The organism is Microbacterium xylanilyticum (assembly GCF_054654695.1).
In genome coordinates this window covers 3,164,632-3,191,143 of sequence record NZ_BAAIEN010000002.1, presented here as the reverse complement: position 1 = coordinate 3,191,143, position 26,512 = coordinate 3,164,632, and the positions used below count along the sequence as shown (strand labels likewise).

General features: G+C 68.3%; 36 protein-coding genes. All 36 read left to right on the top strand.

Going from position 1 to position 26,512, the window contains the following annotated elements; translation table 11 throughout:
- Positions 1–87 precede the first annotated feature (87 nt).
- The 36 genes from ACYQ1L_RS15980 (at position 88) to ACYQ1L_RS15805 (ending at position 26,371) form a co-directional block, all read left to right on the top strand.
- Positions 88–1,980, top strand: coding sequence for a glycoside hydrolase family 13 protein (locus tag ACYQ1L_RS15980; RefSeq protein ID WP_460005017.1), 1,893 nt, complete (start codon positions 88–90; stop codon positions 1,978–1,980).
- A 206-nt stretch (positions 1,981–2,186) separates the two neighbouring features.
- Positions 2,187–2,330, top strand: a complete 144-nt coding sequence (locus tag ACYQ1L_RS15975; RefSeq protein WP_460005016.1) for a hypothetical protein — start codon at positions 2,187–2,189, stop codon at positions 2,328–2,330.
- A gap of 152 nt (positions 2,331–2,482) precedes the next feature.
- Positions 2,483–3,574 carry an ABC transporter gene (locus ACYQ1L_RS15970; protein ID WP_460005015.1) on the top strand — a complete coding sequence of 364 codons (1,092 nt, stop codon included), beginning with the start codon at positions 2,483–2,485 and terminating at the stop codon, positions 3,572–3,574.
- A gap of 108 nt (positions 3,575–3,682) precedes the next feature.
- Positions 3,683–4,108, top strand: coding sequence for a DUF6121 family protein (locus ACYQ1L_RS15965; protein WP_460005014.1), 426 nt, complete (start codon positions 3,683–3,685; stop codon positions 4,106–4,108).
- A 199-nt stretch (positions 4,109–4,307) separates the two neighbouring features.
- Entirely contained in the window at positions 4,308–4,955 is a 648-nt protein-coding gene (locus tag ACYQ1L_RS15960) for a spermidine/putrescine ABC transporter substrate-binding protein (RefSeq protein WP_460005013.1), read from the top strand.
- Between the two features lie 227 nt (positions 4,956–5,182).
- Positions 5,183–5,551: a 30S ribosomal protein S12 gene (rpsL, locus tag ACYQ1L_RS15955; protein ID WP_013584051.1), complete on the top strand. Its 369-nt coding sequence runs from the start codon at positions 5,183–5,185 to the stop codon at positions 5,549–5,551.
- 5 nt (positions 5,552–5,556) lie between these two features.
- Positions 5,557–6,027 (top strand): 30S ribosomal protein S7, encoded by a 471-nt coding sequence (gene rpsG, locus ACYQ1L_RS15950; RefSeq protein WP_159574843.1) that lies wholly within the window; start codon positions 5,557–5,559, stop codon positions 6,025–6,027.
- Between the two features lie 119 nt (positions 6,028–6,146).
- Positions 6,147–8,261, top strand: coding sequence for an elongation factor G (fusA, locus tag ACYQ1L_RS15945; protein ID WP_159574844.1), 2,115 nt, complete (start codon positions 6,147–6,149; stop codon positions 8,259–8,261).
- Positions 8,262–8,439: 178 nt separating this feature from the next.
- Positions 8,440–9,633 (top strand): elongation factor Tu, encoded by a 1,194-nt coding sequence (gene tuf / locus ACYQ1L_RS15940; RefSeq protein WP_159574845.1) that lies wholly within the window; start codon positions 8,440–8,442, stop codon positions 9,631–9,633.
- A gap of 235 nt (positions 9,634–9,868) precedes the next feature.
- Complete coding sequence (locus ACYQ1L_RS15935; RefSeq protein WP_460005012.1) at positions 9,869–10,093, top strand: hypothetical protein; 225 nt, start codon at positions 9,869–9,871, stop codon at positions 10,091–10,093.
- A gap of 200 nt (positions 10,094–10,293) precedes the next feature.
- Positions 10,294–10,962 (top strand): LPXTG cell wall anchor domain-containing protein, encoded by a 669-nt coding sequence (locus ACYQ1L_RS15930; protein ID WP_460005011.1) that lies wholly within the window; start codon positions 10,294–10,296, stop codon positions 10,960–10,962.
- Between the two features lie 12 nt (positions 10,963–10,974).
- Positions 10,975–12,747: a DUF4012 domain-containing protein gene (locus tag ACYQ1L_RS15925; RefSeq protein ID WP_460005010.1), complete on the top strand. Its 1,773-nt coding sequence runs from the start codon at positions 10,975–10,977 to the stop codon at positions 12,745–12,747.
- Between the two features lie 445 nt (positions 12,748–13,192).
- Positions 13,193–13,501 carry a 30S ribosomal protein S10 gene (rpsJ, locus tag ACYQ1L_RS15920; RefSeq protein ID WP_460005009.1) on the top strand — a complete coding sequence of 103 codons (309 nt, stop codon included), beginning with the start codon at positions 13,193–13,195 and terminating at the stop codon, positions 13,499–13,501.
- Positions 13,502–13,511: 10 nt separating this feature from the next.
- Entirely contained in the window at positions 13,512–14,171 is a 660-nt protein-coding gene (gene rplC, locus ACYQ1L_RS15915; RefSeq protein ID WP_045249926.1) for a 50S ribosomal protein L3, read from the top strand.
- 5 nt (positions 14,172–14,176) lie between these two features.
- A complete protein-coding gene (gene rplD / locus ACYQ1L_RS15910; protein ID WP_460005008.1) occupies positions 14,177–14,833 on the top strand; it encodes a 50S ribosomal protein L4 in 657 nt (218 codons plus the stop codon).
- Complete coding sequence (gene rplW, locus ACYQ1L_RS15905; protein WP_045249924.1) at positions 14,830–15,147, top strand: 50S ribosomal protein L23; 318 nt, start codon at positions 14,830–14,832, stop codon at positions 15,145–15,147. Before rplD ends, rplW begins: the two co-directional genes overlap by 4 nt.
- A 20-nt stretch (positions 15,148–15,167) precedes the next feature.
- The gene (gene rplB / locus ACYQ1L_RS15900) at positions 15,168–16,007 is read left to right on the top strand and encodes a 50S ribosomal protein L2 (RefSeq protein WP_460005007.1); all 840 of its coding nucleotides are present in this window, start codon (positions 15,168–15,170) and stop codon (positions 16,005–16,007) included.
- A gap of 12 nt (positions 16,008–16,019) precedes the next feature.
- A complete protein-coding gene (rpsS, locus tag ACYQ1L_RS15895; protein WP_045249922.1) occupies positions 16,020–16,301 on the top strand; it encodes a 30S ribosomal protein S19 in 282 nt (93 codons plus the stop codon).
- The gene (gene rplV, locus ACYQ1L_RS15890; protein ID WP_159574850.1) at positions 16,301–16,681 is read left to right on the top strand and encodes a 50S ribosomal protein L22; all 381 of its coding nucleotides are present in this window, start codon (positions 16,301–16,303) and stop codon (positions 16,679–16,681) included. The genes rpsS and rplV overlap by 1 nt, the downstream gene beginning before the upstream one ends.
- Positions 16,681–17,433, top strand: coding sequence for a 30S ribosomal protein S3 (rpsC, locus tag ACYQ1L_RS15885; RefSeq protein WP_045249920.1), 753 nt, complete (start codon positions 16,681–16,683; stop codon positions 17,431–17,433). The genes rplV and rpsC overlap by 1 nt, the downstream gene beginning before the upstream one ends.
- Positions 17,433–17,852, top strand: coding sequence for a 50S ribosomal protein L16 (gene rplP, locus ACYQ1L_RS15880; protein ID WP_159574851.1), 420 nt, complete (start codon positions 17,433–17,435; stop codon positions 17,850–17,852). Before rpsC ends, rplP begins: the two co-directional genes overlap by 1 nt.
- The gene (rpmC, locus tag ACYQ1L_RS15875; protein WP_045271047.1) at positions 17,852–18,166 is read left to right on the top strand and encodes a 50S ribosomal protein L29; all 315 of its coding nucleotides are present in this window, start codon (positions 17,852–17,854) and stop codon (positions 18,164–18,166) included. Before rplP ends, rpmC begins: the two co-directional genes overlap by 1 nt.
- Positions 18,166–18,489 carry a 30S ribosomal protein S17 gene (gene rpsQ, locus ACYQ1L_RS15870; protein WP_159574852.1) on the top strand — a complete coding sequence of 108 codons (324 nt, stop codon included), beginning with the start codon at positions 18,166–18,168 and terminating at the stop codon, positions 18,487–18,489. Before rpmC ends, rpsQ begins: the two co-directional genes overlap by 1 nt.
- On the top strand, positions 18,486–18,854 hold the full coding sequence (gene rplN / locus ACYQ1L_RS15865; protein ID WP_045249917.1) for a 50S ribosomal protein L14: 369 nt from the start codon (positions 18,486–18,488) through the stop codon (positions 18,852–18,854). The genes rpsQ and rplN overlap by 4 nt, the downstream gene beginning before the upstream one ends.
- Positions 18,855–18,857: 3 nt before the next feature.
- The gene (gene rplX / locus ACYQ1L_RS15860; protein ID WP_159574853.1) at positions 18,858–19,217 is read left to right on the top strand and encodes a 50S ribosomal protein L24; all 360 of its coding nucleotides are present in this window, start codon (positions 18,858–18,860) and stop codon (positions 19,215–19,217) included.
- Complete coding sequence (gene rplE / locus ACYQ1L_RS15855) at positions 19,217–19,807, top strand: 50S ribosomal protein L5 (RefSeq protein WP_159574854.1); 591 nt, start codon at positions 19,217–19,219, stop codon at positions 19,805–19,807. The genes rplX and rplE overlap by 1 nt, the downstream gene beginning before the upstream one ends.
- Before the next feature lie 185 nt (positions 19,808–19,992).
- The gene (gene rpsH / locus ACYQ1L_RS15850) at positions 19,993–20,391 is read left to right on the top strand and encodes a 30S ribosomal protein S8 (RefSeq protein WP_159574855.1); all 399 of its coding nucleotides are present in this window, start codon (positions 19,993–19,995) and stop codon (positions 20,389–20,391) included.
- A 7-nt stretch (positions 20,392–20,398) separates the two neighbouring features.
- Entirely contained in the window at positions 20,399–20,935 is a 537-nt protein-coding gene (gene rplF / locus ACYQ1L_RS15845) for a 50S ribosomal protein L6 (protein ID WP_159574856.1), read from the top strand.
- A 2-nt stretch (positions 20,936–20,937) separates the two neighbouring features.
- A complete protein-coding gene (gene rplR, locus ACYQ1L_RS15840; RefSeq protein ID WP_159574857.1) occupies positions 20,938–21,297 on the top strand; it encodes a 50S ribosomal protein L18 in 360 nt (119 codons plus the stop codon).
- A complete protein-coding gene (gene rpsE / locus ACYQ1L_RS15835) occupies positions 21,294–21,983 on the top strand; it encodes a 30S ribosomal protein S5 (RefSeq protein ID WP_045249911.1) in 690 nt (229 codons plus the stop codon). The genes rplR and rpsE overlap by 4 nt, the downstream gene beginning before the upstream one ends.
- Positions 21,983–22,168, top strand: coding sequence for a 50S ribosomal protein L30 (gene rpmD, locus ACYQ1L_RS15830; RefSeq protein WP_045249910.1), 186 nt, complete (start codon positions 21,983–21,985; stop codon positions 22,166–22,168). Before rpsE ends, rpmD begins: the two co-directional genes overlap by 1 nt.
- Positions 22,168–22,689, top strand: coding sequence for a 50S ribosomal protein L15 (rplO, locus tag ACYQ1L_RS15825; protein ID WP_460005006.1), 522 nt, complete (start codon positions 22,168–22,170; stop codon positions 22,687–22,689). The genes rpmD and rplO overlap by 1 nt, the downstream gene beginning before the upstream one ends.
- A 119-nt stretch (positions 22,690–22,808) precedes the next feature.
- The gene (gene secY, locus ACYQ1L_RS15820; RefSeq protein WP_460005005.1) at positions 22,809–24,131 is read left to right on the top strand and encodes a preprotein translocase subunit SecY; all 1,323 of its coding nucleotides are present in this window, start codon (positions 22,809–22,811) and stop codon (positions 24,129–24,131) included.
- Complete coding sequence (locus tag ACYQ1L_RS15815; protein ID WP_460005004.1) at positions 24,128–24,742, top strand: adenylate kinase; 615 nt, start codon at positions 24,128–24,130, stop codon at positions 24,740–24,742. The genes secY and ACYQ1L_RS15815 overlap by 4 nt, the downstream gene beginning before the upstream one ends.
- A gap of 1 nt (position 24,743) precedes the next feature.
- Positions 24,744–25,595 (top strand): type I methionyl aminopeptidase, encoded by an 852-nt coding sequence (map, locus tag ACYQ1L_RS15810; RefSeq protein WP_460005003.1) that lies wholly within the window; start codon positions 24,744–24,746, stop codon positions 25,593–25,595.
- 104 nt (positions 25,596–25,699) lie between these two features.
- Positions 25,700–26,371 carry a DsbA family protein gene (locus ACYQ1L_RS15805; protein WP_460005002.1) on the top strand — a complete coding sequence of 224 codons (672 nt, stop codon included), beginning with the start codon at positions 25,700–25,702 and terminating at the stop codon, positions 26,369–26,371.
- Positions 26,372–26,512: the final 141 nt, after the last annotated feature.

Genomic DNA, 26,512 nt, shown 5'->3' with positions numbered 1-26,512 from the left:
CAACTCAAGGGCTCTGTCACGGCACCCGGCTGTGCAACCACGTCGACCATCGGCGGGCTGCCGCCGCATCCACAGAAAGGCCCTGACATGACCGCTCTCCTTCCGCATCACGACGGATCCCCGCTGTACGTCTCGGACGACGCCCCCGCGCTCGGCGACGTCGTCCACGTGCGTCTGCGCGTACCCGCGGGCTACGGCCCGCTGGCCGCGGTGCGCACCCGCTCGAACCCCGACCACGAGCCGGAGTGGACCGACGCCGCGCGCATCGGCGCCGTCGACGGCTGGGACTGGTGGGAGGCGCCGGTCACGGTGCGCAACCCCCGCCACGGCTACCGCTTCCTGCTGCAGCACGAGGACGGCGGCATCGAGTGGCTGAACCAGACCGGGATCCACCGGCTGGAGACCCTCGACGCCGAGGACTTCGCTCTCGTCGCCGAGCCCGCGCCGCCGGCGTGGCTGCGCGAGTCCGTGATGTACCAGGTCTTCCCCGACCGGTTCGCCCGCTCCGCGCAGGCCGACGAGCACCCGACGCCGGACTGGGCGATCCCCGCGGACTGGGACACGCCGGTGGATCCGGTGATGCCCGCCCGGGCTCTGCAGTTCTACGGCGGCGACCTGCCCGGCGTCATCGAGCACCTCGACCACCTCGTGGAGCTCGGCGTGAACCTGCTCTACCTGACGCCGGTGTTCCCGGCCGCGTCCAACCACCGCTACGACGCTTCGAGCTTCGACCGGATCGATCCGCTGCTGGGCGGCGACGAGGCGTATGTGCGGCTCATCGCCGAGGCGCACGCCCGCGGCATCAAGGTGATCGGCGACCTCACCAGCAACCACTCCGGCGATCGTCACGAGTGGTTCCGCGCGGCCTACGGGCACCCCGGCGCTCCGGAGGAGGAGTTCTACTACTTCACCGACGAGGGCAACACCGCGTACGAGTGCTGGATGGGCGCGGAGAGCCTGCCCAAGTTCGACTGGGCGAGCGAGGAGCTGCGCGAGCGGTTCATCACGGGGGAGGACTCCGCCGTGGCGCACTGGCTCAAGCCCCCGTACGGCGCCGACGGCTGGCGCGTGGACGTGGCGAACATGACCGGGCGCCTCGGGGCGATCGACCTGAACGCCGACGTGCGCCGGCTGCTGCGCGACACCGTGCGGGGCATCAACCCCGACGCGATCCTGCTCGGGGAGTCCACCAACGACGCCACGAGCGACCTGCAGGGCGATGGCTGGGACGGCGCCATGACGTACCCGTCGTTCACGCGCCCTGTGTGGGCCTGGCTCAGCGAGCCGACCGGCGCGCCGTACCTGGACGCGGAGGGGGAGGAGCGCACCGAGAGCTGGTTCTTCGGGATGCAGATCGGCGGGATCCCGCGCTACACCGCGCGCGACTTCGTGGACTCGATCACCCGGTTCACCGGCGGCATCCCGTGGCGGGTGCGGCTCGGCAACATGCAGCCGCTGGACACGCACGACACGGCGCGGTTCGCGACGAACGCGGCGCCGGGCACGGTGCCCGTCGCCGTGGGCCTGTCGATGACGCTGCCCGGTGTGCCCGTGGTGTTCGCCGGCGATGAGTTCGGCCTCACCGGCGTCGACGGCGAGTCCAGCCGCACTCCGATCCCGTGGGGCACGGAGGGGCAGCCGGAGACGGCGGAGCGCATCGCGCTGTACCGCGACCTGGTGGGGCTGCGCCGTGCGCACCCCGTGCTCGGCACCGGCGGACTGCGGTGGCTGCACGTCGATGACGCGAGCGTGGTCTTCGTGCGGGAGTCGGCGCAGGAGTCGGTGCTCGTGCTCGCGACGCGCGGTGACGCCGACGTCGCGCTCCCGGCCGGGGCCCTGACGGGGCCTGCCGCGGCGGAGGCGCTGTTCGGCGACGCGACGCTCGCGGTCGCTGCGGACGGCGCTGTCGCGCTTGCTGCGTCGGGCCCCGCGTTCGCCGCGTGGGCGCTGCCGGGGGTGACGACGCCCGACGCGGGCTGAACCGCCTCCCGCGCATTCCGGACGGGCGCGCGCTCTCGGGCGTGCGCCCGTCCTTGGGCGCGCCCGTCGTGGGGTGCGCCCGTACGCGCTTCCTGCCGTGCGCGTTTCCTGGCGTGCGCCCGTCCTGCCGTGCGCGCTTCCTGGCGTGCGTGCTTCCCGCCGCGTGCCGTCCCGGGAGGAGACCGATCCCCTCGTACGCTCGGAGCATGGCTCGGATCGGAGGACGCAGCACGCCCCTGGCGTGGCTCGGCGGCGTGGTCTGCGCCGGCGTGGTCGCGGGCCTGGTGTACCTCGCGGCGCCGATGGGGCCCGTGATGCTGAGGTACTTCGGCGATCTCCTCGGGCGCTGATCGGCGCGGGGTCGCCCGCGCCCTTCGCCCGGTTCCCGCGCCGCCGCCAGCGAGACGGAGCTCCCGGGTTCCTGGCTTTCCGGCACGCCTTCGCCGTCCCGCCGCGCGCCGGAGTTAGCCTCGGAGCACCGCATCCCTATGGAGGAGCCCCCATGAGTGACCACGAGGTTTCGAAGCCGGCGCAGGCGCACGACGTCGACGACGCCGTGGCCACCGCGCCCGAGCAGGACGCCCAGGACGCCGTCGGGACGCCGGACGCCGACCGGGCCGCGCAGGACGCGTCCGCCCCCTCCGGGGAGGCCGCGCCGACGTCGCACGCGGACGCGGAGCCCGTCGCCCAGCCCGACCACGCCGCCGTGGCGCAGAGCGCGAACGCGAGCCTCGCCGAGGCCGAACGCGCCGCCGACGATGCCACCGCACCCGCGGCCGACGCCGCCCCGCAGGCCGCCGCCGACCGCAAGCCCGACGCGGATCCCGATCTCGCCGCGTTCGAGGAGGCCGAAGCGGCGTACCCCGGCACCTTCGGCGGCACGTTCACGCCGCCCCCCGCCGGCGTCACCGCGGAGACCACCGTGCTCGAGAGCGCGGCGACGCGCCCCGAGCCCGCAGACGACGCCCGCACCCAGGTGCTCGCCCCGCCGCCCGCCGCCGTGGCCGCGCCGACCTCGGTCGTCGAGGCGCCCCCGATCTTCGTGCAGGCCCCGGAGCCCCCGCGCGAGCGCGGCAACCGCGGCGCGATCTTCGGCATCGGCCTGCTCGCGGCGATCGCGTTCGCGATCCTGTACCTGGGCACGGCCCTCGGCATCGCGGCGATCGAGGGCGATGTCACGTCGGCGGACGGCGTGGTCCCGGTTCTGCTGGACCATCTGCGCAGCGCCGGTCTCTGGGTTCCCGTGGCCGCGTTCGCGGTCGGGTTCTGGCTGCTCGGCGGCATCATCAACCGCGGGCGCTGGGGCTTCTGGGTCATCTTCGGCATCATCGTCGGCGCCTTCGCATACGGCGGGCACGTGCTCGGCGCGATCGGATCCGTGGAGTTCTGGAAGCTGGGCGGATCCGAGCTCGCGGGCCTCGCCAACGCGCAGCTGCTCTCGCCGCTCGCGATCGCGGCGTTCATCTTCGGACGCGAGCTCACGATCTGGTTCGGCGCGTGGGCCGCGCGCACGGGCGCTCGCCGCACCGCGCAGAACGAGGAGGCGCAGCGCGAGTACGAGCGCGTCCTCGAGGCCGGTCCGCAGCTGCCGTAGCGGCCGGGCCCGTCAGGGCAGGAGATCATCACGGACGACATCACGCCGAACCCCCGCGAGCCCCGGCCCGCGGGGGTTCGGCCTGTCCTCGCCTGGGTCATCGGCGTCGTGTCGTTCTTCGCGCTCACCATCATGGGCCTGGGCGCGCTGAGCCTGTTCGCCGAGCACGACATCATCTCGGTGCCGCGGCTGGGACAGATTCCCGGCGCGGTGGGCATGGTGCTCGCGGTGCTCGTGTTCGCGCTCGCGCTGTGGGCGGTGCTCGCCGATCGACGGCCGTCCTTCGTCGCGACGGTGTTCCTCGCGCTCGGCGCCGCACTCGCGCACCTCGGCGGCGTGTGGGGCGCCGCGGTGGCGGAGGGCGCCGGCGCCGTCGACGCCACCGCCGCGGCCGGTCAGCTGGTGCTCGGCGGGGCGAGCGCGGTCATCGTGGTCGCGGCGCTGATCGCGGCGTGGGTGGCGATCGCCCTGCGCCGCACGGCTGCGCGGGCGCCGCACTGGCCCTGGGAGAACGGCGACGACGACGGGCCGTGACCCCCTGCCGCGCACCCGCGCGCGGCGCTGAGATCAGGTGAACGCGCCGAGATGAGGAGGATCCGGGCGGATCCGCCTCATCTCGGTCGGTCGACCCGATCCCGGCACCGCCGACGCGCCTCCGCACGCACTCCCGGCCGACGCCCGCGATCTCGCGCGCCGCTGCCGCCCGGGCGTGTCCGCGCCGTACGCTGGTTGTGTGGAGCGCTCGTTGGAGACGCAGGTCGACCAGGCCGTCGAGGCATGGCTGCGCTGGGTGCCGCGGTGGGAGCCTGCGACGCACCGCGGGCGGGTCGCTCCGTGCCGGCGCTGCATGGGGTCGCCGGTGCTTTCGGCGGCGGGAATCGGCGCGAACGTCCCGCACGGCGTGCAGCACGGGCTGTCCACCCGGATCAAGACCATCGTCGACCACGCGGTCGCCGAGTACACGGCGCGGAACCTGCCGATGCTGCAGAGCGAGCTCGACCATCAGGCCGCGCGCAACCGGGCTCGCGCGTACCGGCCGACGGAGGACCTCGAGCCCGAGTACGAGGGCATGCCGCTGGATCCGGATCCAGTGCCGGGAGCGCCGTTCCTGTTCACGCTCGCCGGCATGGCCGACGAGGACGCGGGGGAGCTGCCGCCGCTGCCGCCGCTCAGCGATGAGGCGAAGGCGGCGCTGCGCCGCGAGGTGGCGCTGGCCGACGACTACGCGAACGTGGTGGGCCGCGAGATCTGCGGCCTGCTGCTGCGGCACCGGCTGCGCGTGCAGGCGGCGATCAGCGAGTACGTCGAGCCCCAGATCGAGGCGCTGCTCGCCGAGCTCACCGAGGCGCTGGACTCGCCCTTCGACCCCGACACGTTCTGATCCCGACGTCCGGCGCGCCGCGTGCGCTCCATTTGACCGGCGTGTTACCGCGCATTACCATAGAGCGGGTATGCGTGTGTCTTGACGCGCGCGTATCGGGCACCGGCACTCGCCGGCTCCGCCCCCACGGCATACCCACCATTCACACGAACGCCGTTCTCGGCGTGCGGGCGGGTCTGATGTGAAACCCATCACGCTGTCACCGTGCAGCACAACAAGGAGAAGCAGTGCCAACTATTCAGCAGTTGGTTCGCAAGGGTCGTTCGCCGAAGGTCTCCAAGACCAAGGCTCCCGCTCTGAAGTCGAACCCGCAGCAGGCCGGCGTGTGCACCCGTGTGTACACCACCACCCCGAAGAAGCCGAACTCGGCGATGCGCAAGGTCGCTCGTGTGAAGCTCCGCAACGGCACCGAGGTCACCGCGTACATCCCCGGTGAGGGCCACAACCTGCAGGAGCACTCGCTGGTGCTCGTGCGCGGTGGTCGTGTCAAGGACCTCCCCGGTGTCCGCTACAAGATCGTCCGTGGCGCCCTGGACACCCAGGCTGTCAAGAACCGTAAGCAGGCTCGTTCCCGCTACGGCGCGAAGAAGGGTTGAGTTAGATGCCTCGTAAGGGCCCCGCCCCCAAGCGCCCCGTCGTCAACGACCCGGTCTACGGCGCTCCGATCGTCAGCCAGCTGGTCAACAAGATCCTCATCGACGGCAAGAAGTCGCTCGCTGAGGCCATCGTCTACGGCGCCCTCCGCGGCGTCGAGGCGAAGAGCGGTCAGGATGCCGTCGCGACCCTGAAGAAGGCGCTCGACAACATCCGTCCGACCCTCGAGGTCAAGAGCCGCCGCGTCGGCGGCTCGACCTACCAGGTCCCGGTCGAGGTGAAGCCGCACCGCGCGAACACCCTCGCCCTCCGCTGGCTCGTGGGCTACGCCAAGAGCCGTCGTGAGAAGACCATGACCGAGCGTCTCCAGAACGAGATCCTGGACGCCTCGAACGGCCTGGGTGCCGCGGTCAAGCGCCGCGAGGACACCCACAAGATGGCCGAGTCGAACCGCGCCTTCGCGCACTACCGCTGGTAATCAGCCAGTCGGGCCGGAGCCGGCGCTTCGACAGGCTCAGCGACCTGTCGGGGATCCGGCTCCGGCACCCCAAACTTTCCTTCGTCGCATAACGACAGCAAGAAGATAAGGACACCCCCGTGGCACAAGAAGTGCTCACCGACCTGAGCAAGGTCCGCAACATCGGCATCATGGCGCACATCGATGCCGGTAAGACCACGACGACCGAGCGCATCCTGTTCTACACGGGTGTGAACCACAAGCTCGGCGAGACCCACGACGGTGCGTCGACGACCGACTGGATGGAGCAGGAGAAGGAGCGCGGCATCACGATCACGTCGGCCGCCGTGACCTGCTTCTGGAACAAGAACCAGATCAACATCATCGACACCCCCGGTCACGTGGACTTCACGGTCGAGGTGGAGCGCTCGCTCCGCGTCCTCGACGGCGCGGTCGCCGTGTTCGACGGCAAGGAGGGCGTGGAGCCCCAGTCCGAGACCGTGTGGCGCCAGGCCGACAAGTACAACGTCCCCCGCATCTGCTTCGTCAACAAGATGGACAAGCTCGGCGCGGACTTCTACTACACGGTCGACACCATCGTGAACCGCCTCGGCGCCAAGCCCCTCGTGCTGCAGCTGCCGATCGGTGCCGAGAACGACTTCGTCGGCGTCGTCGACCTCATCGAGATGCGCGCGCTGGTGTGGCCCGGCGACGCCAAGGGTGACGTGACCATGGGCGCCTCGTACGAGGTGCAGGAGATCCCGGCCGACCTCAAGGACAAGGCCGAGGAGTACCGTCACGCGCTGCTCGAGACCGTCGCCGAGTCGGACGACGTGCTGCTGGAGAAGTACTTCGGCGGCGAGGAGCTGACTGTCGCCGAGATCAAGGGCGCCATCCGCAAGATGGTCATCGCCAGCGAGATCTACCCGGTGCTGTGCGGCTCGGCGTTCAAGAACCGCGGTGTGCAGCCGATGCTGGACGCCGTCGTCGACTTCCTGCCGTCGCCGCTGGACATCCCGGCGATCGAGGCGCACGACCCGAAGGACGAGGAGAAGATCATCGAGCGTCACCCCGACGCCAAGGATCCCTTCGCCGCCCTGGCCTTCAAGGTCGCCGTGCACCCGTTCTTCGGTCGTCTCACCTACGTGCGCGTCTACTCGGGCGAGCTCGAGTCCGGCGCCCAGGTCATCAACTCGACCAAGGGCAAGAAGGAGCGCATCGGGAAGATCTTCCAGATGCACGCCAACAAGGAGAACCCGGTCGACAAGCTGACCGCCGGCAACATCTACGCCGTGATCGGCCTGAAGGACACCACCACCGGTGACACCCTCGCCGCGATCGACGCGCCGGTCGTCCTCGAGTCGATGACGTTCCCGGAGCCGGTCATCGAGGTCGCCATCGAGCCGAAGACCAAGGCTGACCAGGAGAAGCTGGGCACCGCGATCCAGAAGCTCGCCGAAGAGGACCCGACGTTCCGCACGGAGCTCAACCCCGAGACCGGTCAGACGACCATCAAGGGCATGGGCGAGCTGCACCTGGACATCCTCGTGGACCGCATGAAGCGCGAGTTCAAGGTCGAGGCCAACGTCGGCAAGCCGCAGGTGGCCTACCGCGAGACGATCAAGAAGGCCGTCGAGAAGCACGACTACACCCACAAGAAGCAGACGGGTGGATCGGGCCAGTTCGCGAAGATCCAGTTCACGCTCGAGCCGCTCGAGGTGACCGCGGAGCAGAGCTACGAGTTCGTCAACCAGGTCACCGGTGGGCGCATCCCGCGCGAGTACATCGAGCCGACCAACCAGGGCTTCCAGGACGCCATGGCCACCGGTGCCCTCGCGGGCTACCCGATGGTCGGTGTCAAGGCGATCCTGATCGACGGCGCGTCGCACGACGTCGACTCCTCGGAGATGGCGTTCAAGATCGCGGGCTCGATGGGCTTCAAGGAGGCCGTCAAGCGCGCGAACCCGGTGCTGCTCGAGCCGCTGATGGCCGTCGAGGTCCGTACTCCGGAGGAGTACATGGGCGACGTCATCGGCGACCTGAACTCGCGTCGTGGCCAGATCCAGTCGATGGAGGACGCCCAGGGCGTCAAGGTCGTGCGCGCGTCGGTCCCGCTGTCCGAGATGTTCGGCTACATCGGCGACCTGCGCTCGAAGACCTCGGGCCGCGCCGTGTACTCGATGGAGTTCGACAGCTACGCCGAGGTCCCGAAGGCCGTCGCCGACGAGATCATCCAGAAGACCAAGGGCGAGTAAGCCCTAGGAGCCTGGCGGATCCGGTCCCTGCCCGAAGAAGGGATCCCGGGGTCCCGGATCCGCCAGGCACTCAGACAACTTCACATCGCCTCTCTACTAAACTGAGAATCTGAACCCGTAGGAAAGCGGTCACAATCCAGTGCCCGGTGCCCCTACATGACGTCCTGAGGAGGACCCAGTGGCTAAGGCCAAGTTCGAGCGGACCAAGCCGCACGTGAACATCGGAACGATCGGTCACGTCGACCACGGCAAGACCACGCTCACCGCCGCGATCTCGAAGGTGCTCGCCGACAAGTACCCGTCGGCCACCAACGTGCAGCGCGACTTCGCGTCGATCGACTCCGCTCCCGAGGAGCGTCAGCGCGGTATCACGATCAACATCTCGCACGTCGAGTACGAGACCCCGAAGCGTCACTACGCTCACGTCGACGCGCCCGGTCACGCCGACTACATCAAGAACATGATCACCGGTGCGGCGCAGATGGACGGCGCGATCCTCGTGGTCGCCGCCACCGACGGCCCGATGGCCCAGACCCGCGAGCACGTGCTGCTCGCCAAGCAGGTCGGCGTGCCGTACCTGCTCGTCGCGCTGAACAAGAGCGACATGGTCGACGACGAGGAGATCCTGGAGCTCGTCGAGCTCGAGGTTCGCGAGCTGCTGTCGTCGCAGGACTTCGACGGTGACAACGCCCCCGTCGTGCGCGTCTCGGGCCTGAAGGCTCTCGAGGGCGACGAGAAGTGGGTCCAGTCGATCGTCGAGCTCATGGAGGCCGTCGACGAGTCCATCCCGGACCCGGTGCGCGACAAGGACAAGCCGTTCCTGATGCCGATCGAGGACGTCTTCACCATCACCGGTCGTGGCACGGTCGTCACGGGCCGCGCCGAGCGCGGTACCCTCGCGATCAACTCCGAGGTCGAGATCGTCGGCATCCGCCCGACGCAGAAGACCACGGTCACGGGTATCGAGATGTTCCACAAGCAGCTCGACGAGGCGTGGGCCGGCGAGAACTGCGGTCTTCTCCTCCGCGGCACCAAGCGCGAGGACGTCGAGCGCGGCCAGGTCGTGGTGAAGCCGGGTTCGATCACCCCGCACACCGAGTTCGAGGGCACCGCGTACATCCTGTCCAAGGACGAGGGTGGCCGCCACAACCCCTTCTACACGAACTACCGCCCGCAGTTCTACTTCCGCACCACGGACGTGACCGGCGTCATCACGCTGCCCGAGGGCACCGAGATGGTCATGCCCGGTGACACCACGGACATGAAGGTCGACCTCATCCAGCCGATCGCCATGGAAGAGGGCCTCGGCTTCGCGATCCGTGAGGGTGGCCGCACCGTCGGCGCCGGCACGGTGACCAAGGTCATCAAGTGAGTCGGGCCGGCTCAATGCGTCAGCGTTGAGCCGGCATCGACTCAGGTTGAGCGAGCACTGCGAAGCAGAGCGAGTCGAACCTGCGTCATCCCACACAGGGGTCGAGCCTTCGGGCTCGGCCCCTCTGTCGTCTCTGCCGGATCCCGGTCCGGATCCGCTCTTGTCGGCGTTGCATCCGGCGTGCAGAATGGCCACGTGCGGGCCGACAGCCGGCTCGATCGAGGGAGGGAGCCCCATGGGTCTCGGAGACGCCATCAACGACGCGGTGAACAAGGGCAAGGAGTTCTTCGAGGAGAACAAGGACAAGGTCGAGGAGCTGCTGCACAGCGAGCAGGCTGAGGGCATCAGCGACACGGTTCTGGGCGGCGCGGCCGACCTCGCCAAGAGGGTCGCCCCCGGTGCGGCCGAGCAGATCGACGGCGTGCGCGACACCCTCGACAAGCAGGTCGGCAACGAGTGACCCGAAGGCACTACAGCTCTGAACGGATGATCTGACATCCACGCAGGCCGTCGGCGACGCGCGTCGCCGACGGCCTGCGTCGTGTCAGGGCGAGCCGCGCAATTTCCGGGTGCGGTAGTCGGTCGAACGGAGTAGTATGTCGGAATCGAGGTCGGCTTTGGGGGTCGATCTGCGCAACGCCTGCTGGGGAGGCTTTGATGATGATGCGCAAATTTTCCGTTCTGTTGACGGTCGCCGCACTGCTGGTATTGGGACCAGCCGCAGGGGCGAATGCGGCGGACGAGGTTCCGCCGTCGCCAGGATCGACCGACAACTACACGCCGACGCAGCACGAGCTCAATCTGAACGGATCCTCTGCGGTCGCGCAGTGCATCTCGGGCGCGCCGTGGATCACGTTCTCGGTCACGCTGATCGATCCCGACAACGTGTCGACCGGGCATGTCGCCCACCTGATCCTGAGCGACGGCACGAACACCGATGACATCGTGCTGGGACCGCTCGTGAACAACACGATCTCGGGACGGATCCTGTGGCCGGGTGCTTCCGTCGACGCGCAGGGCAAGGCGAACGGCTGGCCCGGCTGGGAAACCCAGAACGGGCAGCTGGTGTCGACGAACGGCAACTTCGCCTGGACCAGGGGTGACATCACCGCGGAGATCAAGGTGAATCCCACCGCGACGGTCTCGTTGCACTACCCGCCGGCCACGGTGGGCTGCACCGATCCTGCGGGCCACGGTTCGGACGCGGCGGCCCTCGCCACGACCGGTATGAGCGGAATCGTGCTGCCGATCGGTATCGTGGGAGTCGTGACCGCAGTGGCGGGTGCAGCGGCGATGCTGATCGCGCGTCGCCGGGTTGGTCGACACTGACGGATGCCGGCCGTGGTGGCGACCCCGGGCAGGCAACGCCGCCGTCGACGTCGCGCCGTGTGGATCTGCGCCCTCGGCGTCCTGGTCGTGCTGGTGGCGTGCGGGGCCTGGGTGGGCATCCGCGCGCTGCTGGCCAAGGGCGAACTCGAATCGCTCGCCCCACTGGTGAGCGAGGTCGAATCTGCCGCGCACTCGGGAGACCTCAGGGCGATCCGCGCGACGGTCCTGAAGGCCGACGAGCACGCCGGTCGTGCGGCAGAACTCACCGGGGATCCGATCTGGGCGGTAGCCGAGCATCTCCCGCTGCTCGGCCCGGACCTGACCGCAGCCCGCGTCACCGCCCGGCAGACCCACGCGATCGCCTCCGTCGCGGTGCTGCCGGCGCTCGACGCCGCGACGTCGCTGGAATCGGTGCACGGCGTCTCTGCGCAGCTGAAGGCGCTGCGGGCGGCGAGCCCGGCGCTCGGCCGCGCCGCGGACACGATGCGAACGGCGGATCGTGCACTCGCCGACGTCGGCCTTGGCGGCGTGCAGACGCAGCTGTCCGACGCGGTGGCGAAGCTGCATCGCGCGGTCCAGGAGGCGGAGCCAGGATTCGAGGCCGCGGCGGGCGTCGCGAAGGTGGCGCCGGCGATGCTGGGTGAGGACGGGGCGCGCCGGATCCTGGTGGTCCTGCAGAGCAACGCCGAGCTGCGCACCGGCGGCGGCATCTCCGGGCAGTTCCTCGAGCTCGACGCGCACTCCGGGACGGTCACGCTCGGCGCTGCCGCCGCGTCGTCCGCCTTTCCGACCGCCTCGGAAGACGTTTACCCGGTGCCTTCTTCGACGCGCGACCTCTTCGGCGACAAGGTAGGGCGGTTCGTGCAGAACACGACGCAGACGGCCGATTTCACGGTAACCGCTCGGCTGGCATCGGCGTGGTGGCAGCGCATCGGACATGCCGCACCCGATGCGGTCGTGAGCGTGGACCCGCTGGTGCTCCGTGCGCTGCTGCAGGTGACGGGTCCGATCGCACTGCCGGACGGCACGCAGCTGACCGCCGCCGACGTCGCGCGCAAGCTGCTCATCGATCCGTACCTCGACCTCGACGCGGGTGCACAGGACGCGTACTTCGCGATGGCCGCAGGTTCGATCTTCTCGGCGCTGCTGAGCGATCATGCCGGGCTGCCCGATCTCGCACAAGCGATGCAGCAGCCGATCGCCGAGGGCCGGGTCTCGGTCTGGAGCGCTCACGCCGCCGAGCAGGCGGTCATCGCCGTGAGCGAGGTCGGCGGCCCGGCGATCCGCCATGCGCTGGCCGGATCCTCCGCGTTCGCGGTGTACTTCAACGACGCCACGGGCGCGAAGATGGACAGCTTCCTCGATGTCGCGATCGCAGCGGGGACGAAACGATGCGGTGCGGGAGGCGCGCGAGATGTCGAGGTCGCCGTGACCCTGACCAACACCGCGCCTGCCGACGCCGGGCGGATTCTGCCGGGGCGGATGACCGGCTACGGCCTCTCCGGCACGCCGATGGGGCACATCGCGACGGAAGTCGCGGTTGCGGCCCCGGCGGGCGCCGTCTCCGACGGCGTGCAGATCGGAGGTGCACCCATCGCCGACGTGCAGACCACCGAGGGCGCGTTCCCCACGACGATGGGCTGGGTCTCGCTCGCGCCCGGTGAGAGCCGGACGCTGGTGTTCCGGTTCACCGCGGCGCAGGACGGGGATTTCGTCCCAACGATCCTGCACACTCCGTTGGTCAACGACGTCGCCGGCTCCGGCCTGACGCCGACCTGCCGATAGCGCGTGGGGGGAGAGCCCGGCGGACGGGACACGCCGGGACACGCCGTCGGCGACACGCCCGAGTTTGCGACACGCCCGGGCTGCACGTACACTATTGAGGTTCCACATTCCGGCGCGCGTCCCGACGTGCGCTGGATCACTGCCAGGGCAGTGCACAGACGGCGCCCTTCCTCCGGGAAGCGGGCGCAGGGATCTGGGCCGCGGGCAGCAGAACACACAACCGACACCTCCTCACCGAGGCCCCGTCATGTGCGGGGGTCGGCTTCCGCGAGTCGCAAGGCTTCGGGCTGACAGCAGAACAGTGGTGCGCCCCTTCGAGAGACCAGGTCCGCGAGGATCCGGTCAGGAGGAGGAGTGCGAAGGCGCAGAACGCGCCGTCGCGCGTCCAATGCCCCCGGACCACCCGGTCCGGGCAGGTACGACGCTTAATGAGAGAGAGCAGACAATGGCGGGACAGAAGATCCGCATTCGCCTGAAGTCGTATGACCACGAGGTCATCGACACGTCGGCCCGCAAGATCGTCGACACCGTGACCCGTGCGGGCGCGACCGTCGTCGGCCCGGTGCCGCTTCCGACCGAGAAGAACGTCGTGTGCGTCATCCGGTCGCCCCACCAGTACAAGGACAGCCGCGAGCACTTCGAGATGCGCACCCACAAGCGTCTGATCGACATCGTCGACCCGACGCCGAAGGCCGTCGACTCGCTCATGCGCCTCGACCTTCCTGCCGACGTCAACATCGAGATCAAGCTGTAAGGGGATCACGATGGTCGACATCAACGCAAAGATTTCCAAGGGCCTGCTCGGCACCAAGCTCGGCATGACCCAGGTCTGGAACGAGAACGGCAAGCTGATCCCGGTCACCGTGATCGAGCTGGCCCCGAACGTGGTCACCCAGATCCGCACCCCCGAGAAGGACGGCTACAACGCCGTTCAGATCGCGGCCGGTCAGATCGACCCGCGCAAGGTCACGCAGCCCCTCGCCAAGCACTTCGAGGCCGCCGGGGTCACCCCGCGCCGTCACGTCACCGAGATCCGCACCGCGGACGCCGGCGACTACACCCTCGGCCAGGAGCTCACCGTTGAGGGCACCTTCGAGGCCGGCCAGCTGGTCGACGTCGTCGGCACCAGCAAGGGCAAGGGCTTCGCGGGTGTCATGAAGCGCCACAACTTCAAGGGCGTCTCCGCCTCGCACGGTGCGCACCGCAACCACCGCAAGCCCGGTTCCATCGGTGCTTCGTCGACCCCGAGCCGTGTCTTCAAGGGCATGCGCATGGCCGGTCGCATGGGTGGCGAGCGCGTGACCGTCCTCAACCTCACGGTGCACGCCGTCGACGCCGAGAAGGGTCTGCTGCTCGTCAAGGGCGCCGTCCCCGGTGCGCGCGGTCGCATCGTCTACGTCCGCAACGCAGTGAAGGGTGCCTGAGTCCCATGGCTGACACCACTCTGACGCTCGACGTGTTCGCCGGCGGCAAGAAGACCGGTACGGTCGACGCCCCCGCCGCGATCTTCGACGCCAAGACCAACGTTCCGCTGATCCACCAGGTCGTCGTCGCGCAGCTCGCCGCGGCTCGCCAGGGCACCCACTCGACCAAGCGTCGTGGTGAGGTCTCCGGTGCCGGTCGCAAGCCCTTCAAGCAGAAGGGCACGGGTAACGCCCGTCAGGGCTCCATCCGCGCGCCGCACATGACCGGTGGTGGCATCGTCCACGGCCCGAAGCCGCGCGACTACTCGCAGCGCACCCCCAAGAAGATGATCGCCGCCGCCCTCGCGGGTGCGCTGAGCGACCGCTTCCGCGGTGAGCGCCTGCACGTCGTCGAGTCCTTCGGCATCGAGGGCAAGCCCTCCACCAAGACGGCTGCCGCCTACCTGAACGCTCTCCCGGGCAAGAAGGTCCTCGTGGTCATCGACCGCGGCGACGACACCAACGCCCTGAGCATCCGCAACCTGGCCGACGTGCACGTGCTGTACTTCGACCAGCTCAACGCCTACGACGTGGTCAACTCCGACGACATCGTCTTCACCAAGGCGGCCTTCGACGCGTTCGTCGCGCTGAAGTCCGGCGCAACCGAGGAGGTCTCCGCATGAGCGACAACATCCTCGCCGCGGCTGCCAACAAGGACCCGCGCGACATCATCCTGAAGCCGGTCGTCTCCGAGAAGAGCTACGGCCTGATCGACGAGGGCAAGTACACCTTCCTGGTGGACCCCCGCGCCTCCAAGACCGAGATCAAGCTCGCGATCGAGAAGATCTTCGACGTCAAGGTCGCCAGCGTCAACACGATCAACCGCGTCGGCAAGGCTCGTCGCACCCGCTTCGGCACGGGCAAGCGCAAGGACACCAAGCGCGCGATCGTGGCCCTGAAGTCGGGCACCATCGACATCTTCACGGCAGTGAACTGACCGGGGGATAAGGACAGAACATGGCTATTCGCAAGTACAAGCCCACGACCCCGGGTCGCCGCGGCTCGTCGGTGGCCGACTTCGCCGAGATCACCCGATCGACGCCCGAGAAGTCGCTGCTGCGTCCGCTCAGCAAGACCGGTGGCCGCAACAACCAGGGCCGCATCACGACCCGTCACATCGGTGGTGGCCACAAGCGCCAGTACCGCGTCATCGACTTCCGTCGCAATGACAAGGACGGCATCGACGCCAAGGTCGCTCACATCGAGTACGACCCCAACCGCACCGCGCGCATCGCGCTGCTGCACTACTTCGACGGCGAGAAGCGCTACATCCTCGCGCCGAACAAGCTGAAGCAGGGCGACGTCGTCGAGTCGGGTGCCGCCGCGGACATCAAGCCGGGCAACAACCTCCCGCTGAAGAACATCCCGACGGGTACCGTCATCCACGCGATCGAGCTCCGCCCCGGCGGCGGCGCGAAGATCGCCCGCTCGGCCGGCGCCTCCGTGCGTCTGGTCGCGAAGGACGGCCCCTACGCGCAGCTGCGCATGCCCTCGGGCGAGATCCGCAACGTCGACGCGCGCTGCCGCGCGACCGTCGGCGAGGTCGGCAACGCCGAGCAGTCGAACATCAACTGGGGCAAGGCCGGCCGCAAGCGCTGGAAGGGCGTGCGCCCGACCGTCCGCGGTGTCGCGATGAACCCGGTGGACCACCCGCACGGTGGTGGTGAGGGCAAGACGTCCGGTGGTCGTCACCCCGTCACCCCCTGGGGCCAGGCTGAGGGACGCACCCGTCACGCCAACAAGGAAAGCGACAAGTACATCGTGCGTCGCCGTAACGCTGGCAAGAAGCGCAAGTAGGAGTAAGAGAAGATGCCTCGCAGTCTCAAGAAGGGCCCCTTCGTCGACGAGCACCTGCTTCGCAAGGTGATCGGTCAGAACGAAGCCGGCACGAAGAACGTCATCAAGACCTGGTCGCGCCGGTCGATGATCATCCCCGCCATGCTGGGACACACCATCGCCGTGCACGACGGACGCAAGCACATCCCCGTGTTCGTGTCCGAGACCATGGTCGGTCACAAGCTGGGCGAGTTCGCGCCCACCCGCACCTTCCGCGGCCACGAGAAGGACGACAAGAAGGGGCGGCGCCGCTAATGGTCGAATCCATCGCACGCGTGAAGCACATCCGCGTGACCCCGCAGAAGGCTCGTCGTGTCGTCGCCCTCATCAAGGGCAAGCAGGCGCAGGAAGCCCTCGCCATCCTGAAGTTCGCGCAGCAGAGCGCCTCCGAGCCGATCTACAAGCTCGTGCACTCCGCGATCGCCAACGCTCAGGTGAAGGCCGACCGCGACGGCGAGTTCCTCGACGAGCAGGACCTGTACGTCAAGAACGCCTTCGTGGACGAGGGGACGACGCTGAAGCGTTTCCAGCCCCGCGCCCAGGGCCGCGCGTTCCAGATCAAGAAGCGCACGAGCCACATCACGGTCGTGCTGGCCACCCCCGAGGTCGCCAAGAACGAGAAGGCGAGCAAGTAATGGGACAGAAGGTAAACCCGTACGGCTTCCGCCTCGGCATCACCACGGACCACGTGTCCCGGTGGTTCTCTGACTCGACCAAGCCGGGTCAGCGCTACGCCGACTACGTCGCCGAGGACATCAAGATCCGCAAGCTCCTGCAGACGCAGCTCGACCGCGCCGGCGTGAGCAACATCGAGATCGAGCGCACCCGCGACCGCGTGCGTGTGGACATCCACACCGCTCGTCCGGGCATCGTCATCGGCCGCCGCGGCGCCGAGGCGGAGCGCATCCGTGGCGACCTCGAGAAGCTCACGGGCAAGCAGATCCAGCTGAACATCCTCGAGGTGAAGAACCCCGAGGCCGACGCTCAGCTCGTCGCCCAGGGCATCGCCGAGCAGCTCTCTGCTCGCGTCGCCTTCCGTCGCGCCATGCGCAAGGGCCTCCAGGGTGCCCAGCGCGCCGGCGCCAAGGGCATCCGGATCCAGGTCTCGGGCCGCCTCGGCGGCGCGGAGATGAGCCGGTCGGAGTTCTACCGCGAGGGTCGTGTGCCGCTGCACACGCTGCGCGCGAACATCGACTACGGCTTCTACGAGGCGAAGACCACCTTCGGCCGCATCGGCGTGAAGGTCTGGATCTACAAGGGCGACCTCACCAACAAGGAGCTTGCTCGCGAGCAGGCCAACGCACCGAAGTCCCGTCGTGACGACCGTGGCGACCGTCGCCGTGGTCCGCGCAACGAGGCTCCCGTCGCAGAAGGAGCGTCTGCCTGATGCTTATCCCTCGCAAGGTCAAGTACCGCAAGCAGCACCACCCCAAGCGTGATGGCCAGGCCACCGGCGGCACGAAGGTCTCCTTCGGCGAGTTCGGCATCCAGGCCCTCACCCCCGCTTACGTGACCAACCGTCAGATCGAGTCCGCTCGTATCGCGATGACCCGTCACATCAAGCGTGGTGGAAAGGTGTGGATCAACATCTACCCCGACCGTCCGCTCACGAAGAAGCCGGCCGAGACCCGCATGGGTTCCGGTAAGGGTTCCCCCGAGTGGTGGGTCGCCAACGTCAAGCCCGGCCGCGTCCTCTTCGAGGTCGCCGGTGTCAACGAGCAGCTCGCCCGTGAGGCGCTGCAGCGGGCAATTCACAAGCTGCCGCTCAAGGCACGCATCATCAAGCGCGAGGAGGGCGACGCGTAATGGCGATCGGCACCAAGGAGCTCGGTGTGACCGAGCTCGACACGTTCGAAGACCAGCGCCTCGTCGAGGAGCTGCGCAAGGCCAAGGAGGAGCTGTTCAACCTCCGTTTCCAGTCGGCCACCGGCCAGCTGGAGAGCCACGGCCGCATTCGCGCCGTCAAGCGCGACATCGCGCGCCTCTACACCGTGATCCGTGAGCGCGAGCTCGGCATCCGTGCGACGCCGGCTCCGGTCGAGGCTCCGGCCAAGAAGGCGTCCAAGGCAAAGGCGAAGAAGGCCGACGAGGCTGACGCGCCGAAGGAGGAGGCCGAGTAATGGCTGAGAAGAAGGCTGCTGCCGCCGAGGCGGTCGTCGAGCACGCCGCGCACGACGTGCGCGACGCCGACGCCCGTGGCTACCGCAAGTCGCGCCGCGGCTACGTCGTCAGCGACAAGATGGACAAGACCATCGTCGTCGAGGTCGAGGACCGCGTGAAGCACCCGCTGTACGGCAAGGTCATCCGCCGTACGACCAAGGTCAAGGCGCACGACGAGAACAACACCGCCGGCATCGGCGACCTCGTTCTCATCAACGAGACCCGCCCGCTGAGCGCCACCAAGCGCTGGCGTCTGGTGGAGATCCTGGAGAAGGCAAAGTGATCCAGACCGAGTCCCGACTCAAGGTCGCCGACAACACCGGCGCCAAGGAGCTGCTCACCATCCGCGTGCTCGGCGGCTCCAGCCGCCGCTACGCGGGCCTGGGCGACATCATCGTCGCCACGGTCAAGGACGCGATCCCGGGTGGGAACGTCAAGAAGGGTGACGTCGTCAAGGCCGTCATCGTCCGCACCGTGAAGCAGACCCGCCGTCCCGACGGCTCGTACATCAAGTTCGACGAGAACGCCGCCGTGATCCTGAAGAACGACGGGGAGCCCCGCGGCACCCGCATCTTCGGTCCGGTCGGCCGCGAGCTTCGTGACAAGAAGTTCATGAAGATCGTCTCGCTCGCCCCGGAGGTGCTGTAACTCATGGCGAACATCAAGAAGGGTGACCTGGTCCAGGTCATCTCCGGCCGCAAGCAGGACAAGGGCGGCGACCGCGGCAAGCAGGGCAAGGTCCTCGAGGTCCTTCCCGAGTCCAACCGCGTGATCGTGGAGGGCGTGAACTACGCCACCAAGCACACCCGTGTCGGACAGACGCAGCGCGGCACCAAGACGGGCGGCATCGAGACCATCGAGGCCCCCATCCACATCTCGAACGTCGCCCTGGTCGACCCCGAGACGAAGAAGCCGACCCGTGTCGGTCACCGCGTCGAGGAGCAGGTCAAGGACGGCGTGAAGCGCACGGTCCGCGTGCGCTACGCGAAGAAGAGCGGTAAGGACCTCTGATGGCGGCTGCTGACGCCGCGGGCGCTGTCAAGGTGCAGCCCCGCCTGAAGGCGAAGTACAACAACGAGATCAAGAAGGCTCTGCAGGACGAGTTCGGCTACGAGAACGTCATGCAGATCCCCGGCCTGGTCAAGGTCGTCGTCAACACCGGTGTCGGTGAGGCGGCGCGCGACTCCAAGGTGATCGAGGGTGCGGTCGACGACCTCACCAAGATCACCGGCCAGAAGCCGATCGTGACGAAGGCCCGCAAGTCCATCGCGCAGTTCAAGCTGCGCGAGGGTCAGCCCATCGGCGCCCACGTCACCCTCCGCGGTGACCGCGCCTGGGAGTTCGTGGACCGCCTCGTGAACCTCGCACTGCCCCGTATCCGCGACTTCCGCGGTCTCTCGGACAAGCAGTTCGACGGCAACGGCAACTACACCTTCGGTCTCACGGAGCAGAGCGTGTTCCACGAGATCGACCAGGACAAGATCGACCGCGTCCGCGGTTTCGACATCACTGTCGTCACCACGGCGAAGAACGACGACGAGGGCCGCGCGCTCCTGCGCCACCTCGGCTTCCCGTTCAAGTCGAACGACGTCCAGGCGTAATCGACTGAAGGCGTCCTTCGTCTCGCTGCGCTCGCTCAGGAACCGGGTTCTCGGATCCGGTTCCTGAGCGAGGAGCGCAGCGACGAGACGAAGGACGCGTGACGTACAATTGAAAATTGCGTGCTCATCGCAGGCCGTCTGCCCTGTAACGGCAGCCGGAACCTCATGAACGAAAGAAGAAAACTATGACGATGACAGACCCGGTCGCAGATCTGCTGACCCGTCTGCGCAACGCGAACTCGGCGCACCACGACTCCGTGACGCTGCCGTCGAGCAAGCTGAAGACCCACATCGCCGAGATCCTCCAGCAGGAGGGCTACATCGCCGGCTGGGAGGTCACCGACGCCCGTGTCGGCAAGAACCTCACCATTTCGCTGAAGTACGGCCCGAACCGCGAGCGGTCGATCGCCGGCATCAAGCGCGTCTCCAAGCCCGGTCTCCGCGTGTACGCGAAGTCGACCGAGCTTCCCAAGGTCCTCGGCGGCCTCGGCGTCGCGATCCTGTCCACCTCCTCGGGGCTCCTCACGGACCGCCAGGCAGAGCAGAAGGGCGTGGGCGGAGAAGTTCTCGCCTACGTGTGGTGATCTGAAAATGTCGCGTATTGGACGACTTCCCATCGAGATCCCCGCGGGCGTGACCGTCACGGTCGACGGCCGCGAGGTGACGGTGAAGGGCCCGAAGGGCGAGCTCTCGCTCACCGTGGCCTCCCCCATCGAGGTGTCGGTCGAGGAGAACCAGGTTCTCGTCACCCGCCCGGACGACGAGCGCGCCTCGCGTTCGCTGCACGGTCTGACCCGCACCCTCATCAACAACGACATCATCGGCGTGACCCAGGGCTACTCCAAGGGCCTCGAGGTCGTCGGCACCGGTTACCGCGTGCAGCAGAAGGGCAGCTCGGTCGAGTTCGCCCTCGGCTTCTCGCACCCGGTCCTGGTCGACCCGCCCGCCGGCATCACCCTGACGGTCGAGGGCACCAACAAGCTCACCGTCAGCGGCATCAGCAAGCAGGCCGTCGGCGAGGCGGCTGCGAACATCCGCAAGATCCGCAAGCCCGAGCCGTACAAGGGCAAGGGTGTGCGCTACGCCGGCGAGGTCGTGCGTCGCAAGGCCGGAAAGGCTGGTAAGTAACCATGGCTGTGAAGTCGAAGTCCGACGCCCGCTCGCGTCGTCACGCCCGCCTTCGCAAGAAGATCCAGGGCACCGAGGTGCGTCCGCGCCTGGTCGTCACCCGTTCGGCCCGCCACGTCTTCGTGCAGCTGGTCGACGACAGCAAGGGCCACACCGTGGCCAGCGCCTCCACCCTCGAGACCGACCTGCGTGCGTTCGACGGTGACAAGACCGCCAAGGCCCGCAAGGTCGGCGAGCTCGTCGCCGAGCGTGCCAAGGCCGCCGGTGTCTCGGAGGCCGTGTTCGACCGCGGCGGCAACCGGTACGCCGGTCGCGTCGCGGCCATCGCCGAGGGCGCCCGTGAAGGGGGTCTGGCACTGTGAGTGACATCAAGGAGAACGAAGTGACCGAGACGGCTCCTGCAGCCGAGAACGCGGCCGGTTCCGAGGCCCCGCAGCGCGACGAGCGCCGCGGCGGTCGTGGTGGCCGCGACCGCGGCCAGGGCGGTCGTGACCGCAACTCCCGCGACCGTGGGGACAACCAGTTCCTCGAGCGCGTGGTGACCATCAACCGCGTGTCGAAGGTCGTCAAGGGCGGCCGTCGCTTCAGCTTCACCGCGCTCGTCGTGGTGGGTGACGGCAACGGTCTCGTGGGCGTCGGGTACGGCAAGGCCCGCGAGGTCCCCCTCGCCATCTCGAAGGGTGTCGAGGAGGCCAAGCGCAACTTCTTCCGCGTGCCGCGCTCCGCGAGCACCATCCCGCACCCGGTGCAGGGTGAGGCCGCTGCCGGTGTCGTGCTGCTGCGTCCGGCTGCCGCCGGTACCGGTGTTATCGCCGGTGGTCCGGTCCGCGCCGTGCTCGAGTGCGCCGGCATCCACGACGTGCTGTCCAAGTCGCTCGGCTCGTCGAACACGATCAACATCGTGCACGCGACCGTGGAGGCCCTGAAGCAGCTCGAGGAGCCCCGTGCGGTCGCCGCGCGTCGTGGCCTCGAGTTCGACCAGGTCGCCCCGGCGCGTCTCGTCCGCGCAGAGGCTGACGCCATCGCTGCGCAGAAGGCAGGTGCCTGATGGCTGCGCGTCTGAAGGTCACGCAGGTCAAGTCCAAGGTGAGCGAGAAGCAGAACCAGCGCGACACGCTGCGTTCGCTCGGCCTCAAGCGGATCGGCGACTCGGTCGTCCGTCCCGACGACGCCCAGACCCGCGGCTACGTCCGCGCGGTCGCTCACCTCGTCAAGGTTGAGGAGATCGACTAATGGCTGAGAAGAAGGAAGCGGCCACCAAGACCGCAGCCAAGAAGCCGGCCGCCAAGAAGGTCGAGGAGACTACGGTCTCCCGTCCCGGCGTCCTGAAGGTGCACCACCTGCGTCCGGTCCCCGGCGCCAACACCGCCAAGACCCGCGTGGGTCGCGGTGAGGGCTCCAAGGGCAAGACGGCCGGTCGCGGCACCAAGGGCACCAAGGCCCGCAACACCGTTCGCGTCGGTTTCGAGGGTGGGCAGATGCCGCTGCACATGCGCACCCCGAAGCTGCGCGGCTTCAAGAACCCGTTCCGCGTGGAGTACCAGGTCGTGAACCTGGACAAGCTCGCCGAGCTCTACCCGGCCGGTGGCGACGTGACCGTCGCCGACCTGGTCGCCAAGGGCGCGGTCCGCAAGAACGAGAAGGTCAAGGTCCTGGGCAACGGCGACATCGCCGTGGCGCTGACCGTGTCGGTCGACAAGGTCTCCAGCTCCGCGGAGCAGAAGATCGTCGCCGCCGGCGGATCCGTCAAGTAAGTGCTGGCCTCGTAGAGGCCCGTCGAGAGGGGCCGGAGATTTCTCCGGCCCCTCTTGCGTTACCCTGGGTAATTGACTGTCCCTCGTCGGGCATCATCCCTTTTCAGGAAGGCAAGCTTTTGTTCAGCGCCATCGCGCGGATCTTCCGCACGCCGGATCTTCGACGGAAGATCGGCTTCACGATCGCGATCATCGCGATCTACCGCCTCGGATCCACCGTGCCCGCTCCGTTCGTGAGCTTCCCCAACGTCTCCGAGTGCCTCGCCCAGAACAGCGGCACCCAGGGCCTGCTCGGGCTCGTCAACCTCTTCTCCGGCGGCGCGCTGCTCAAGCTGTCGATCTTCGCGCTCGGCGTCATGCCGTACATCACGGCCTCGATCATCACGCAGCTGCTGCGCGTCGTCATCCCGCACTTCGAGGCGCTGCACAAGGAGGGCCAGGCCGGACAGGCCAAGCTCACGCAGTACACCCGCTACGTGACGATCGCCCTCGCGCTGCTGCAGTCCACGACCCTCGTCACGGTCGCGCGCACCGGCCAGCTGTTCGGGCAGACCGGCGTCGCCGCCTGCAACCAGCTGCTCACCAACGACGTGTGGTGGGCGCAGCTGCTGCTCATCGTGACGCTGACCGCCGGCACCGGCCTCATCATGTGGTTCGCCGAGCTCGTCACCGAGAAGGGCATCGGCAACGGCATGTCGCTGCTCATCTTCACCTCGATCGCCGCGACCTTCCCCGGCGCCATGTGGGCGATCTGGCAGACGAAGGGCTTCGAGGTCTTCCTGCTCGTGCTCCTCATCGGCATCGTGGTGATGACGCTGGTCGTCTTCATCGAGCAGTCCCAGCGCCGGATCCCGGTGCAGTACGCCAAGCGCATGGTCGGCCGTCGCACCTACGGCGGCACCAACACCTACATCCCGATCAAGGTGAACATGGCGGGCGTGATCCCGGTCATCTTCGCCTCGTCGCTGCTGTACATCCCGATGCTGGTGGCGCAGTTCAACATCCCGCAGAACGGCAAGCCGGCTCCGGCCTGGGCCACGTGGATCCTCACGTACTTCGTGAAGGGCGACCACCCGCTGTACATGGTCGTGTACTTCCTGCTGATCATCGGGTTCACCTACTTCTACGTCGCGATCACGTTCAACCCGACCGAGGTCGCGGACAACATGAAGAAGTACGGCGGGTTCATCCCCGGCATCCGCGCGGGCCGGCCCACCGCCGAGTACCTCGACTACGTGCTCACCCGGATCACGCTGCCGGGATCCCTGTACCTCGGCATCATCGCGCTCATCCCGCTGATCGCTCTGGCCACGGTCGGCGCGAACCAGAACTTCCCGTTCGGCGGCGCCTCGATCCTGATCATCGTCGGCGTCGGCCTGGAGACGGTCAAGCAGATCGACGCGCAGCTGCAGCAGCGACACTACGAAGGGCTTCTCCGATGACGGCATCCGCAACCTCCACCGCACGCCTGCTGATCGTGGGCCCGCAGGGCTCCGGCAAGGGCACGCAGGGAGTGCGGATCGCCGAGGCGTACGGCATCCCCGTGGTCTCCACGGGCGACATCTTCCGCGCCAACATCAAGGAGGGCACGGAGCTCGGCAAGCAGGTCACGGCCATCCTCGATGCCGGCGACCTGGTCTCCGACGAGCTCACGGGTGCGCTGGTGCGCGACCGGCTCTCGCAGCCCGACGCGGAGGCGGGGTTCCTGCTCGACGGCTACCCGCGCAACGCGGCGCAGGTCGAGGACCTCGACGCGTTCCTGGGGGAGCAGGGCACCGCCCTCGACGCTGTCATCCTCCTCGACGTGCCGCGCGAGGAGAGCATCGCCCGCATCACCGTGCGTGCGGCCGAGCAGGGACGCGGCGACGACACCCCGGACGCCATCGAGAAGCGCCTGGACATCTACGAGGCGCAGACCGCGCCGATCCTCGAGGTGTACGGCTCCCGCGGCATCGTCGACCGGATCGACGGCGTCGGCGGCCTGGACGAGATCACCGAGCGCATCTTCGCGGCGCTGAGCGCCCGCGACCTCGTGCGCACGGCTGCGGTCTGACGTGGCGTTCCGCCGCTCCATCTACAAGAGCCGCGCCCAGCTCGAGGCGATGGTCGAGCCCGGGCTCATCACCGCCGCCGCGCTGGCCGCGGTGCGCGAGGCCGTGCGCCCCGGGATCACCACCGCCGAGCTCGACGCGATCGCCGACCGCGTGATCACGGATCGCGGCGCCGAGTCGAACTTCAAGCTCGTGCGCGGGTACCGGCACACCACATGCATCTCCGTGAACGACCAGGTCGTGCACGGGATCCCCGGATCCCGCGTGCTGCAGCCGGGCGACATCGTCTCGATCGACTGCGGGGCGCAGTACCGCGGCTGGAACGGCGACAGCGCCATCACCGTCAACGTCCCGGGCTCCGACGACGCGGCACTCACGGGCATCCGCCAGGCGCTGTCGGACGTGACCGAGGGATCCATGTGGGCCGGCATCGCCGCGATGGCGACGGCGTCGCACCTCGGAGACATCAGCGCGGCCGTCGAGGACCGCATCCTCGCCGCCGGTCCCTCGCCGGTGTCCGGCAAGCCGTACGGCATCCTGCGGGAGTACGTCGGCCACGGCATCGGCCGCAAGATGCACGAGGCGCCCAGCCTGTTCAACTACCGGACGTCCGACCGCGGCGCCGAGGTGCGCCCCGGCCTGGTGCTGGCGATCGAGCCCATGGTCACCGCGGGCTCGGAGCGCACCTACGTCGAGGACGACGACTGGACCGTCACCACGACCGACGGCTCCGACGGCTCGCACTGGGAGCACAGCGTCGCGCTGCACGAGGACGGCATCTGGGTGCTCACCGCCGCGGACGGCGGCGCCGCGGGCCTCGCGCCGTTCGGGATCACCCCCGCGCCGATCGCGTAGGCGCGGCGGGTCGTCTCCCACGGGCCTCAAAGGCTGCGCACGGCACAATGGGAAGACATAGCTGAGCGGATCCGCGGCGCGGGTCTGGACAAGGAGACACACACATGGCCGCTGCCAAGGGCAGGACCAACGGGTTCGCCATCGGAATCACCGCCGCCGTCGTCGCCGTGCTCATCGCACTGGTCGGCGTCGTCGTGTGGCTGAACAACAAGGCCACGGATGCGGGTCCGGCGCCCAAGAGCTCGATCGTCAACTCCGACACCGGAGCCGTCACGACGGGCACCGGCAAGGACAAGGTCGCGCTGTACGTCGACTTCCAGTGCCCGATCTGCAAGCAGTTCGAGACCGAGTACGGATCCACTCTGCAGTCGCTCGCCAAGGAGAACAAGATCACGCTCGAGTACCACCCGATCGCGATCCTGGACCGCTACTCGCAGGGCACCAACTACTCCTCCCGCGCCGCGGCCGCGGCCTACGCCGTCGCGCAGGAGAACCCGGACAAGTTCCTCGACTACCTGAACATCCTGTTCGAGAACCAGCCGACCGAGAACACTCCGGGCCTCACCGACCAGCAGCTGATCGACTACGCGAAGCAGGTCGGCGCCGACAAGGCCGAGGCGACCATCAAGGCGGGGACCTTCTTCAAGTACCCGACGGCGCAGGCCACCGCGCACAAGATCCAGGGGACGCCGACCATCGAGATCAACGGCGAGCGCCTCGACACCACCAAGCAGGCCGACGTGGCGAAGCTGCAGAAGATCGTCGACCAGAAGTAAGCTCCGCATTTTGCGGATCCGCGGATCCGAACTACCATAGATCTTTGGTGCTTTGCGCCGTGGTCCGGCGTGTCCGGATCCGCATTCACCACACCACCCACCCACCGCAGATCGACCGGTCTGCACAAGCGTCAGCGAGGC